This is a genomic window from Kribbella soli (assembly GCF_004331345.1).
GTDB lineage: Bacteria > Actinomycetota > Actinomycetes > Propionibacteriales > Kribbellaceae > Kribbella > Kribbella soli.
On sequence record NZ_SJJZ01000002.1, the window covers coordinates 1,823,922 to 1,836,122 of the forward strand.

Annotated in this window: 11 protein-coding genes; 3 read left to right on the forward strand and 8 right to left on the reverse strand. The window is 68.4% G+C overall.

The genetic code is table 11. The features are described 5' to 3' along the window. Positions 1–6 precede the first annotated feature (6 nt). The 7 genes from E0H45_RS22780 to E0H45_RS22810 form a co-directional block, all read right to left on the reverse strand. Positions 7–771 (reverse strand): SDR family NAD(P)-dependent oxidoreductase, encoded by a 765-nt coding sequence (locus E0H45_RS22780; RefSeq protein WP_131340338.1) that lies wholly within the window; start codon positions 769–771, stop codon positions 7–9. A gap of 96 nt (positions 772–867) precedes the next feature. Beyond that, positions 868–2,331 (reverse strand): aldehyde dehydrogenase family protein, encoded by a 1,464-nt coding sequence (locus E0H45_RS22785; protein ID WP_238155160.1) that lies wholly within the window; start codon positions 2,329–2,331, stop codon positions 868–870. After that, complete coding sequence (locus E0H45_RS22790; RefSeq protein ID WP_131340340.1) at positions 2,328–3,197, reverse strand: ATP-binding cassette domain-containing protein; 870 nt, start codon at positions 3,195–3,197, stop codon at positions 2,328–2,330. Before E0H45_RS22790 ends, E0H45_RS22785 begins: the two co-directional genes overlap by 4 nt. Then, positions 3,190–4,161, reverse strand: coding sequence for an ABC transporter ATP-binding protein (locus tag E0H45_RS22795; protein WP_131340342.1), 972 nt, complete (start codon positions 4,159–4,161; stop codon positions 3,190–3,192). The genes E0H45_RS22790 and E0H45_RS22795 overlap by 8 nt, the downstream gene beginning before the upstream one ends. Further along, the gene (locus E0H45_RS22800; RefSeq protein ID WP_131340344.1) at positions 4,158–4,976 is read right to left on the reverse strand and encodes an ABC transporter permease; all 819 of its coding nucleotides are present in this window, start codon (positions 4,974–4,976) and stop codon (positions 4,158–4,160) included. The genes E0H45_RS22795 and E0H45_RS22800 overlap by 4 nt, the downstream gene beginning before the upstream one ends. Then, a complete protein-coding gene (locus tag E0H45_RS22805) occupies positions 4,973–5,920 on the reverse strand; it encodes an ABC transporter permease (RefSeq protein ID WP_131340346.1) in 948 nt (315 codons plus the stop codon). The genes E0H45_RS22800 and E0H45_RS22805 overlap by 4 nt, the downstream gene beginning before the upstream one ends. Then, complete coding sequence (locus tag E0H45_RS22810) at positions 5,917–7,428, reverse strand: ABC transporter substrate-binding protein (RefSeq protein ID WP_131340348.1); 1,512 nt, start codon at positions 7,426–7,428, stop codon at positions 5,917–5,919. The genes E0H45_RS22805 and E0H45_RS22810 overlap by 4 nt, the downstream gene beginning before the upstream one ends. Positions 7,429–7,536: 108 nt before the next feature. Between E0H45_RS22810 and E0H45_RS22815 the strand changes: the two genes are divergently transcribed. The 3 genes from E0H45_RS22815 to E0H45_RS22825 are packed head-to-tail and all read left to right on the forward strand — an operon-like array spanning position 7,537 to position 11,381. After that, a complete protein-coding gene (locus tag E0H45_RS22815) occupies positions 7,537–8,295 on the forward strand; it encodes a FadR/GntR family transcriptional regulator (protein ID WP_131340350.1) in 759 nt (252 codons plus the stop codon). Positions 8,296–8,346: 51 nt separating this feature from the next. After that, positions 8,347–9,996, forward strand: a complete 1,650-nt coding sequence (locus E0H45_RS22820; protein WP_131340352.1) for an NAD(P)/FAD-dependent oxidoreductase — start codon at positions 8,347–8,349, stop codon at positions 9,994–9,996. After that, the gene (locus tag E0H45_RS22825; protein WP_131340354.1) at positions 9,996–11,381 is read left to right on the forward strand and encodes a sensor histidine kinase; all 1,386 of its coding nucleotides are present in this window, start codon (positions 9,996–9,998) and stop codon (positions 11,379–11,381) included. Before E0H45_RS22820 ends, E0H45_RS22825 begins: the two co-directional genes overlap by 1 nt. A gap of 79 nt (positions 11,382–11,460) precedes the next feature. Here E0H45_RS22825 and E0H45_RS22830 read toward each other — a convergent pair whose 3' ends face one another. After that, the gene (locus E0H45_RS22830) at positions 11,461–12,045 is read right to left on the reverse strand and encodes a hypothetical protein (RefSeq protein WP_131340356.1); all 585 of its coding nucleotides are present in this window, start codon (positions 12,043–12,045) and stop codon (positions 11,461–11,463) included. Between the last annotated feature and the right edge of the window lie 156 nt (positions 12,046–12,201).

A 12,201-nucleotide genomic window follows, 5' to 3' on the forward strand; every position in this document is an offset into this window, starting at 1 on the left:
AGCGGATCAGTTCGGTGGGTTGAAGCGGCCGTCGACCGCGGTCCAGCCGCCGTCGACCGCGAGAACGCTCCCGGTCACGAAGCTCGACGCATCGGAGGCGAGGTAGACGACCGCGCCGGCGAGCTCGCTCGGTTGGGCCCAGCGGCCCAGCGCGCCCTTCTGCGCGTAGGCGTCGTACCAGCTCTTGTCGGCCTTGATCTGCGCGGTGAGCGGTGTCTCGACGACGCCCGGGGCGATCGCGTTCGCACGGACGCCGGACGGGCCGAGCTCGGCGGCCATGGTGCGCAACAGCTGGACGAGGCCGGCTTTCGTTGCCGCGTACACCGATTGCCCCGGCTCGACCGTGGTGCCGCGGATCGAGCTGAACCCGATGATGCTGCCGCTCCCCCGCTCCGCCATGCCCCGCCCGAACGCGCGCAGCAACTGGAACGACGCCCGCAGATTGAGCGACACGACCCGGTCGAACTCCTCACCGGTGTAGTCGAGGATCCGCTTCCGCACGTTCGTGGCCGCGGTGAACACCAACACGTCCACAGGATCCAGCTCAACCACAGCCCGCTCGATCGCCGAGTCATCAAGCACATCAAGCCCGTACGCCGCCATCCCCGGACCGGCGGTCTCGCGGGCGGCGGTGAGGTCTCGGTCTGCGCACGTCACGCGGGCGCCGTGTGCGGCCAGGGCGAGAGCGCTCTCCCGGCCGATCCCGCTCCCGGCACCGATCACCAACGCGTGCTTGCCATCGAGCCGGAACAACGTCGAGTAGTCAGTCACCGTGTCACCTCATGTTCCTGTCTCGACCTTGTGCCCACACCAACCGTTTTCGACGGCCCGAAGTGGTTGGCGGGGCCACAAAGTGGGATCCGTTGGTCATGGGCGCGGGCGGATGATGGCCATCCGGGTCGTCGTGAGTTCCTCGATCGCGAAGCGCGGGCCCTCGCGGCCGGTACCGGAGTCCTTCACGCCGCCGTACGGCATCACGTCGGACCGGAACCCGGGGACCTCGTTGATCACCACTCCCCCGACGTCGAGCCGATCGATCGCCGCGAACGCCGTCTCGAGCGAGGACGTGAAGACGCTCGCATGCAGCCCGTACCGGGTCTCGTTGACCGCGCGGAGAGCGCTCTCTATGTCCGGAACGGACCGCACCGCGATCACCGGCCCGAAGATCTCCTCGTCCCACGCCTGCAGCCCATCCGGTACGTCGGTCAGCACGATCGGCCCGAGTACGTCGCCAGGCGCCTCGTACGCGATCGATGCGCCGGCGTGGACCGCATCGCCGACCCATTGCCGAACGCGATCAGTCGATGCGGGATTGATCAGCGCGGACACCCGGGTGACAGGATCACGCGGATCGCCGACGACCACGCCAGGCATCCGCGCGCCGAGCTTGTCCAGCAACGCTTCCCGCACGGACTCGACAGCGATCACGCGCTGGACCGAGATGCAGGCCTGTCCGGACGCGTAGTACCCGCCACGCACGATCGCGTCGGCGGCCGCGTCCAGGTCGGCGTCCGCGGCAACGACCAGTGCGGAGTTGGACCCCAGCTCGAGCAGCACCTTCGTCGGCGCCGCGTCCCGCGCGATGCGATGCCCGACGGAGGCGGATCCGGTGAAGGAGACGGCGCCGATCCGATCGTCGGTGGTGAGCGTGGCGCCCACGTCCGCTCCGCCTGTGATCAGCTGGAGAGCGCTCTCTGGTGCTCCCGCGTCGGCGAGCGCGGATCGCATCAGGTGCGCGAGCCAGAGCGTGGCGAGCGGCGTCTGCGGCGCGGGCTTCACGATGATCGGGCAACCGGCCGCGAACGCCGGCGCGATCTTGTGCGCCGCGAGCAGCAACGGGTAGTTGAACCCGGTGATCCCGATGACCACGCCGATCGGTTTGCGCACCCAGAAACCCTGCAGCCCCTCACCGCTCGGCAGCAGGTCAAGCGGCACCGTCTCACCGTGCAGCCGGGCGACCTCCTCGGCCGAGGTCTCCAGGGTCAGGAGCGTCCGATCGATCTCGACCCGGCAGTCGACCAGCGGTTTGCCGGTCTCGAGCACGAGCAGATCCACGAACGCGTCCCGCTCGGCGAGTACCGCGGAATGCACGCTCTGCAAGACGTTCCGGCGCAGGTACGACGGCAGCCGGCCGACCGTTTCTCGCACGGAGAGCGCGTTCTCGAGTGCTGCCCGGGCAAGCTCCACGTCCCCGACCGGCGCGTCCGCCACGGTCGAGCCGTCGTACGGGAAGATCACCGGCGCCGTGGCCGGTGCCTCGACCCAGGATTCACCGATCGGCAGGCCGGCCGGCATCGTGATCGTCCCGCCGCGATCGAGCTGGATCTTCACGCTGGTTCCCCCTTCGCGAGTAAGTCGGCGGTGGTCGCACCAGAGAGCGCTCTCTGAAGCGTCGGGATGGCCGAGACCAGGCGCTGCGTGTACGGATGCTGCGGGGCGGCGTACACGTCACCGGTGTAGCCCGTCTCGACGATCTGGCCGGCGTTCATCACGGCCACGCGGTCGCAGACGTGTTTGACCACGGACAGGTCGTGCGAGACGAACACGAGCGTGAGGTTGAGTTCGTCGACCAGGTCCGAGATCAGGTTGAGCACCTGAGCACGGACGGAAACGTCGAGAGCGCTCACCGGCTCGTCCGCGATCAGGATCCGCGGGCGCGGGGCGAGGGCGCGGGCGATGGAGATGCGCTGCCGCTGGCCGCCGGAGAACTGGTGCGGGTACCGGTCGCCGGCATCGGCGGAGAGACCGACTGCTTCGAGCAACTCGCGAACGCGCTCTCCCGACGCCGGATGTCCTTGAACGACGAGCGGTTCGGCGATGATGTCGCGGACCCGCATCCGTGGGTCGAGCGAGCTCATCGGATCCTGGAACACCAGCTGGAGGTTCTCGCGCAGCGACCGCAGCCGACGTTCCGGGAGACGGGTGATGTCGGTGTCCTCGACGATCACATGCCCGGAGGTGGCCCGGTCGAGAGCGGCGATCAGGCGCAGCAGTGTCGACTTGCCGCAGCCGGATTCGCCGACGATGCCGAACCGCTCGCCCTGCTTGACTTCCAGGCTCACACCGCGAAGTGCGTGGACGACCGGAGCCGGCTGGAGCAGCGACGTCCGCGGTCGCGGGTAGTCGCGCACGAGGTCGACCACCCGGATGGCGGTCGGCGTCTCGGCATCGTGCACCGTCGGGATGTGCTCAGGCATCAGCCACTCCCTCGAGGCTGCCTTGAGCCGCCGGGTGGTGGCACGCGAAGCCTTCGGCCTCAGACCCGGACCAGGCTGGTGTCTCTTCGCAGAGAGCGGTTGCGTGCGCGCACCGGGTCCGGAAGACGCAGCCTGACGGGAACCGTCCGGCGGGCGGCACGTTGCCGGGGATCGTGGTCAACCGACGCGACGTGGTCTCGAGATCGGAGGCCGCGAGCAGGCCCTCGGTGTAGCGGTGACGGGGACGCGTGAACACCTCGTTGACCGGACCCGCCTCCACGACGCGTCCGCCGTACATGACGAGGACACGTTCGCAGACCGTGGCGACGACGGCGAGGTCGTGGGTGATGAAAAGCAGCGCGGACGAGCGGTCCACGACGCCGCGGACGATCAGATCGAGTACGAGGGCCTGGACCGTGACATCGAGTGCGGTGGTCGGCTCGTCGCAGATCAGCAAGGCCGGATCGTTGGCCAGAGCAAGCGCCAGAACGACTCGTTGCCGTTGGCCACCTGACAACTGGTGCGGATAGGCGCGAAGCGTCTCGGCCGGGAGCTGCACGCGTTCGAGCAGGTCGGCCGCCGCGGTTCGGGCCGCGGGTTTCGAGAGCGTCTTGTGGACGAGCATCGTCTCGGCGATCTGGTCGCCGATCCGCATGGTCGGGTTGAGCGCGGTCATCGGTTCCTGGAAGACCATCGCGATGTCGCGGCCACGGACGCGGGACATCCGCCGTTCGTCCGCACCGACCAGTTCGTGGTCGACACCGTCGAGGCGCACTGATCCGCCGGCCCGCACGTCCTCAGGCAACAAGCCGAGAATGCTCAGCGCGGTCAGTGACTTGCCTGATCCCGATTCTCCGATCAGCCCGACCCGCTCTCCCGCACCGACCGTCAGATCGACGTCGGACACGAGCGCCGTTTCCCGGACGGTCACGGACAACCCCCGCACAGTCAGAACGTCGTTCATCGGCGATCCTCCAGTTTCGGATCGAAGCGGTCCCGGAGGCCGTCGCCGAGCAGGTTGAACCCGAGGACGGCGATCGCGATCGCGATCCCGGGGAAGATCGCCAGTCGCGGCGCGCTGAACAGGAACTCCTGGCTCTCCTGCAGCATCCGGCCCCAGGACGGTGTCGGCGGCGGCGTTCCGTACCCGAGAAACGACAACGCCGCCTCGGCCAGCACCGCGATCGCGAAGGACACCGAGGCCTGAACCGTGATCAGGCTGGTCACGTTCGGCAGCACGTGCCGGAGAGCGATCGGAAACGGTTGCCGGCCGGCCGCGCGCGCCGCGAGAACGTACTCGGTCCGCATCACCTGCAGCGCCCCGCTCCGGATCACCCGCGCGAAACTCGGCACCGAGGCGATGCCGATGGCAACCATCGCGGTCAGCGTGCTGGCGCCGAACACCGCGCCGAACATGATCGCCAGCAGCAACGCCGGGAACGCGAGCAGCAGGTCGTTGCCCCGCATGATCACTTCGCCCGGCCACCGCCGTACCATCGCCGCCAGGATTCCCAGCGGTACGCCGATGACCGCGGCAACGCCGACCGCGACGACGCCGACGAACAGCGTCGTCCGCGAGCCGACCATGATCTGGCTGAGCACGTCCCGGCCGAACTTGTCGGTCCCGAACCAGTGCGACCACGACGGCTCCAGCAACCGCGAGGCGGGACTCACCAGCGTCGCGTCGTACGGCGTCCACACGAACGAGACCAGCGCCATCACCACGATCCCCGCGACGATCACGCCGCCGGCGATCAGACTCGGGTTCAGCCTCTTCATGACGCCGTCCTGAGTCGCGGGTCGAGGGCGACGTACAGCAGGTCGACGATGAAGTTGACCAGCAGTACGGCGATAACCAGGACCATCACCACGTCCTGGACGAGCAGCAGGTCCCGGTTCGACACACCGTCGAGCAGCAGGCTCCCGAGGCCCGGGATCACGAACACCCGCTCGACGACCACCGCGCCGATCAACAGCGTGGCCAGTTGCAGGCCAAGCACGGTCAGCACCGGTACGGCGGCATTGCGCAGGCCGTGTCGCCACAGCGCCTGGAACGGTCGCAGCCCCTTCGCCCGCGCGGTTCGGAGATAGTCCTCGCGCAGCACCTCCAGCACCGCGCTGCGGACGTAGCGGGTGAGGACGGCGCCCTGGACCAGCCCGAGCGACAGCGCCGGCAGGATCAGTTGCTTGAGAAACATCGCCGGATCCTGCGCCGGCGGCGTCCAGCCGTTGGCCGGCAACCAACCGAGCCGCACCGCGAACACCACGATCAGCAGGATCCCGGCCAGGAACGCCGGGACCGCGACGCCCACCTGGGAGAACGCAGAGAGCGCTAACCCGGAGATCTTGCGGTGCCGCGCCGCCATCACCGTCCCGGCCGGCACGGCGACCACCAAGGCGATGACCATGCCCGCGACGACCAGCCACAGAGTGACCTGCAGCCGGTCGAACACCTGCGGACCGATCGCCACCTTCGACACGTACGACGTACCGAGGTCACCGTGCAGCAGCCCGCCCAGCCAGTCGAAGTACTGCGTCGGCAGCGGACGGTCGAGGCCGAACTGCCGACGCAGTTCGGCCACTGCCTCGTCGGAGGCGTTCACCCCGAGCGCGACCCGGGCGGGATCGCCGGGCAGCACCGCCATGAACGCGAAGACCAGCACCGAGCTCACCGCAAGACTGACCAAGAACACGCCGGTGCGCTCGATCAGGCGGAGGATCATCGGGCGAGCTTGGAGAGATCGAAGTTCTCGGTGATCGCGTTCGTCGGCAGGCCCTTCACGCTCTTGTCGGCGACCATCAGGTTCGGCAGCAGGAACAGCCAGTCCCCCGCGGCCTGCTCGGACAGCCGACGCGCCGCCTTCTTCAGGTTGTCGACCTGCGCGGCCTCGTCACCGGAGTCCGCGGCGGCCAGGTAGCCCTGGAGCGTCGGGTCGTCGTACCGGGTGTAGTACTTCGCGTTGAACACGGCGCCCAGGTCGCGCGGCTCGACGTGCGCGATGATCGACATGTCGTAGTCGGCGTTCTTGAACACCGTGGTCAGCCACGCCGCCGGGAACTCGAGCTGGTCGATCGCCACCTTCAGGCCGGCCTGCTCCAGCTGGCTCTTCACCACCTGGCCGCAGGACGTTGCGTACGGCAACGTCGGGAGCCGGAGCCGGAGCGTCTTGCCGGCCGCACCGGAGGCCTGCAGCAACGACTTCGCCTTGGCGAGGTCGTACGGCGCGACTCCGGTCAGGTCCTCGTACCACGGGTCGGTCGGCGGGACCATGCTGCCGATCAGCTTGCCGCGACCGGCCCAGCAGGTGTCCAGCAACGCCTTGTGGTCGATCGCCATCCGGATTCCCTGCCGGGTCCGGATGTCCTTGAACAGCGGTAGCGAGTTGTTGAAGGACAGCAGGACTTCGCCGTTCGTGGTGCCCTCGATCACCTGGTACTTGTCGTTACTGGTGAACTGGCTGAGGGCCTCCGGCGCCTGCACCGTGCCGATCACGTTGATCGTGCCGGTGAGCAGCGCGTTGTTCAGCGCGGTCGCGTCCTTGAAGTACTTCAGCGTGATCTGTTGGAAGTACGGCTTGCTGCCCCAGTAGTTGTCGTTGCGGACCATGACGATCGAGTCGCCGCGGTTCCACTTCGAGAACTTGAACGGGCCGGAGCCGACCGGAGCGGTCGCGAGCGCGCTGACACCGCTCTCCGAGAACATCGCGCCGATCCGGGTGGTCATCCGGAACAGCCAGTCGTTGCTCGGCTTCGCCAGCGTCACCTGCAGCTGGGTCGGCGAGAGGGCCTTGGCCTGGGAGACCACGTCCATCGCGGCCTTCAGCGACGTCGTCCACGCGGTCTTCACCCGGTTGATGCTGAACACCGCATCGTTCGCGGTGAACTGCTTGTCGTTGGTGAACTTCGCGTTGTCGACCAGGTCGAACGTGTAGGTCTTGCGGTCCGGCGACACCGTCCACGACTTCGCCAGCGACGGCACGATCTTGCCGGAGTCGTCCTGCTTGACCAGCGTCTCGTACACGTTCCCGAGCAGTACCTGCGGGATCGCGGCGCCGTCCGTGGTGGTGAAGTCCAGGCTGGCCGGTTCGGCGACCAGACCGATCGCCAGGTTCTGGTCACCTCCCGGTGAGCTGCCGGACGACGTACCGGATCCGGCCGAGCAGGCCGTCACGGCCAGCAGCGCGGCGGCCGCGAGGAATGCGACCGCTCGAGTGGAAAACGACGGCTTCACGTCTACTCCTCCGGTGCGCCGACTGGTCTGACCAGTGGACTAGGTCTCAATGGGCCACTAGGTTTGTCCCCTGCTCAGGTGCCTGTCAAGCGAATGGGGGTGTGCCGTATGACAAAGGGTCCGCAGTTCGAGCCGGTACAACCCGTGCGCGCCTACCAGCGGATCGTCGAGCAGGTCGAGGACGCGCTCGCCCGCGGTGACCTGACACCGGGCCAGCGGCTGCCGAGCGAGCGTGAACTGGTCGCCCAGTTCGCGGTCAGCCGGTCGACCGTTCGCGAGGCGCTGCGGGTGCTGGAGAGCAACGGCGTGGTCCGCTCCCGGCCCGGCGATCCGAACGGTCCGGAGATCCTGCCGTACTCCTCGTCCGCGCTGCGCAAGCAGGTGGCGAGGCTGGCCAGGGTGGACCAGCTGACCCTGAGTGAGCTGATCGGTTTCCGGATGATCATGGACGGCGCCGCGATCCAGGTCGCGTCCCGGCTGCGGACCCCGGAGGAGCTGGACGACCTGGAGGCGACCCTGGTCGCGATGCGGGACGCGATCGACGTCGACTTCGCCGCGTTCAGCGAGGCGGATCTCGCGTTCCACGAGCTGATCGCGCGGATCAGCCGGAACTCGCTGATCCAGACCTGCAACGAGGTCGTCCGCGGCGTCGTACTCGGACTGATCGCCGACAAGATCGCGCACGCCCCCAACAGCCGCGCCCTGATGCTCGAGTCGCTGCACCACCACGCCGAGGTGGTCGACGCGATCCGCGCCGGCAACGGCCACGCCGCAGCCCGGATCGCCCGCCAGAACATGTTCGACTACTACGCCGGGTACGTGCCCGACTCCGAGCAGGAAACGTTGCGTGCGCTCATAGATGACTGACTGATTCCCGTGGCATTCTGACGGGATCGGTTCACTGGTGGGGGGCACCGCGTGAGCAAACCTGCGATTCTCACAGTCGACGACGACCCGATGGTCTCGGCGGCCATCTCGCGCGACCTGCGCCGCCGGTACGGCGACGGCTACCTGGTCGTCCGCGCGACCTCCGGCGATCAGGCGCTCGCCGCGCTGACCAAACTCGCCCTGCGCAACCAACCGATCGCGTTGATCGCGACCGACCAGCGAATGCCCGGCATGACCGGCATCGAACTGCTCGAACGCGCCCGCGAGCACGCCCCGAGCGCGAAGTACCTGCTGCTCACGGCGTACGCCGACACGGACGTCGCGATCCGCGCGATCAACGAGATCGGCCTCGACTACTACCTGCTGAAACCCTGGGACCCGCCCGAGGACCAGCTCTTCCCCGTCGTCGACGACCTGCTCGGCGACTGGCAGCACGCCAACCCCGAGCACACCTCCGACGTCCGCGTCGTCGGCAACCGCTGGTCGGACCGCGCGCACGACATCAAGACGTTCCTGGCCCGCAACCACGTCCCGTACCACTGGTACGACGTCGAACGCGACACCGAGGGCCAGCGCCTCAAGGACCTCGCCGACGCCGGCGACCACGACCTCCCGCTGGTCCTGATCCCGGAAGGCGACACACTTCGCTCCCCCACCGCCCGCGACCTCGCCTCTGCCCTCGGTCTGCGGACCCGCGCCGAGCAACCGCTGTACGACGTCTGCATCGTCGGCGGCGGACCGGCCGGACTCGCGGCAGGCGTCTACGCCGCCTCGGAAGGCCTCAGCACGGTGATCGTCGAACGCGAGGCCCCCGGCGGACAGGCCGGACTCAGCGCCGCGATCGAGAACTACCTCGGGTTCCCGCGCGGCCTCACCGGCTCCGACCTGGCCCAGCGCGCCGTCGCGCAGGCGTCCCGCTTCGGCGCGGAGATGGTGCTCGCCCGCTCGGTCGTCGGCCTCGAGTCGCGCGGCCCCGTACACGCCGTACTGCTCGAAGAATCCGGTGAGATCGAGGCCCGAGCGTTGATCGTCGCGACCGGCGTCTCGTACCGCAGCCTTGACGTCGACGGCCTCGGCGACCTCACCGGCCGCGGTGTGTACTACGGCGCGACGGCGAGCGAAGCCATACAGGTCCAGGACGACGAGGTGTACGTCGTCGGCGCGGCGAACTCGGCCGGACAAGCAGCGCTCAACCTGGCCCGCTACGCCAAACGCGTCGTCCTCCTGGTCCGCGGCGACACGCTCGAAAGCTCGATGTCGAGGTACCTCATCGACAAGATCACCCAGGCCACGAACATCGAAGTACGGTGCCGGACCGAGGTGGTCGGTTGCCGCGGCGACGGTCATCTCGAGGCCCTGACGTTCGCCGATCGCAGCTCCGGCCGGGTCGAGGAGGTGCTCGCCAGCTGGCTGTTCATCTTCGTCGGCGCGATCCCGCGGACCGATTGGCTCGGCGAATCCGTCGTCCGTGACGCCAAGGGGTTCGTCGTGACGGGGCCTGATCTGATCGCTCAGAATCGGTGGTCGCTGCCGAGGCCGCCGTACGCGCTGGAAACGAGCGTGCCGGGGGTTTTCGCGGCCGGCGACGTACGGCTCGACTCGATGAAACGCGTGGCGTCCGCGGTCGGCGAAGGCGCCATGTCGATCTATCTCGTCCACCGCTACCTTGCGACCATCTGATGTACGCCGGTGACTTGCACGACATCCCCCTCTTCGCCGGGTTGACCGATGCGCAACTCGACGAGCTGATCGACGGCAGCACCGAAGTACTGATCGAGCGCGGCGTCGACCTGTTCCACGAGGGCGAACCCGCCGACTTCTGGTGGGTGCTCGTCGACGGCGCGATCTCGCTGCACCGCAAGATCGGCCGCGAGGACACCGTGCTGGGCAAGATGGACGTCCCGGGCCGCTGGGCCGGCGGGTTCCGCGCATGGGACGAGCACGGCCTGTACCTCGCCAGCGGTCGTGGCCTCGCCGAAGGACGGGTCCTTCGGGTGCCGGCCGACGTACTGCGGGAGCGGATCGACGACTGGTTCCCGCTCGCCGGGCATCTGATCAAGGGCGTGTACGGGACGGCGCGGGCGATCGAGTCGACCGCCCGGCAGCGCGAGTCGCTGATCACACTCGGCACGTTGGCGGCCGGGCTGGCGCACGAGATCAACAACCCCGCCGCGGCCGCGGCACGCTCGGTCAGCGCACTCGACACCGCGTGCGTCACGCTGCTGTCGGCGCTGCGCGGACTCGCGGAAGGCGACGCGACGGCCGCGCAGTTCAGTGCGCTCGACGAGCTGCGGCTCGAGCTCGGCTCGGGTACGGCGGTGCCGGATCCGGTGGATCTCGCCGATCACGAGAACACCATCGCGGACTGGCTCGACGACCGCGGCGTCGACCGGTCGTGGTTCATCGCGCCGCCACTCGCCGCGGCCGGCGCGAGCGTGGACTGGTGCGAGCGTGCGGCCGACGTACTCGGCGATGCGCTGGAAGCCGGCCTCGAATGGGTGGCCAGCACGTTGTCGGTCGCGACGCTGCTCAGCGAGGTGAAGGAGTCGACGCGGCGGATCACCGAACTGGTCGCCGCGGTCCGCTCGTACTCGCAGATGGACCGCGGCTCGATCCAGACGATCGACGTCACTGAGGGCATCGAGAGCACACTCGTGATGCTCGGGCACAAGCTCCGCGACGGCGTCGAGGTGGTTCGCGCGTACGACGCCGCCGTACCCCGGATCGATGCGTACGCCGGCGAACTCAACCAGGTGTGGACGAACCTGATCGACAACGCGGTCGACGCGATGGAAGGCGTCGGCACGCTGCGGATCACGACCCGCACCGACGGCGACCGGATCGTGGTCGAGTTCACCGACACCGGTCCCGGGATGCCGTCGGCGGTCGCGGCCCGCGCGTTCGAGCCGTTCTACACGACCAAGGACGTCGGCAAGGGCACCGGCCTGGGCCTCGACATCGCGCAACGGATCGTCGCCGAACACCACGGCGGCACGATCGCCATCACGTCACGGCCGGGCGAGACCACCGTAAGCGTCCGCCTGCCGCACCAACCACCGGGGTGACTGGGTACCGCCACGCCGGCAGAACCCCACAATCAGCCGGTTTCAAGCACCAATTGACGGGTTCTGCCTGCGTGGCGGATCAGGTGTCGTGTTCGAGGATGAGGACTCGGGGCACCTTCAGGAGCTTGCGTGCCTTGGTGGTCCAGTCGGAGCACACGAACGATGCCGCGGTCTCCGGCCAGGCGACCACCACGACCTCTTGGCTCTTGGTGGTCTTCACCATCTGCATCAGCGCCAGCAGCACCTCGCCGTGCGTGATGGAGACGTGCACCGGGTAGCCGCTCGCCGCCCGAAGCTGCCGGGAGCTATGCTCGATCACCGATGCGAGATCGACGGCCGGGTCGGCGAGGGTCGCCGTCGGTGGTCCGCCCTGGGTTCCACGCTGTGTTCGACTCTGTGCCCGGTCGACCGTTGCCGGCGGTCTGATGCGCGCCGACGCCACCGTCGCCGAGCCGACCACGGACGCCGAGCCGGTCAGACCGGCCACATCCGCGAACGTCGACCCCAGCAACGCCATCGGACCGCCGAACCCGCTCTCCGGATGACTGGAGACCAGCACGTGGTAGTCCACGGTGTCCTCGCGCCTTGCATGCAGGGCGGCAACGCGGCGCGCGTCGCCCTCGCTCATCTCCCGCTCGATGAGCACCACCACGTCGTACGTCATTCGTGGCTCCCTTCGCGTCAATTCCGTTGTACTCCTGCCGGGGACCGGTCCAAAGCACCGGCCCCACGTCCGTCACGGAATTGTCAATTTCTTCTCAGGCTCCTGCCAGGGAGTGTCGGATGGTTCCACGCCGTAGCGAGGAGGTGCTCGGTGCGG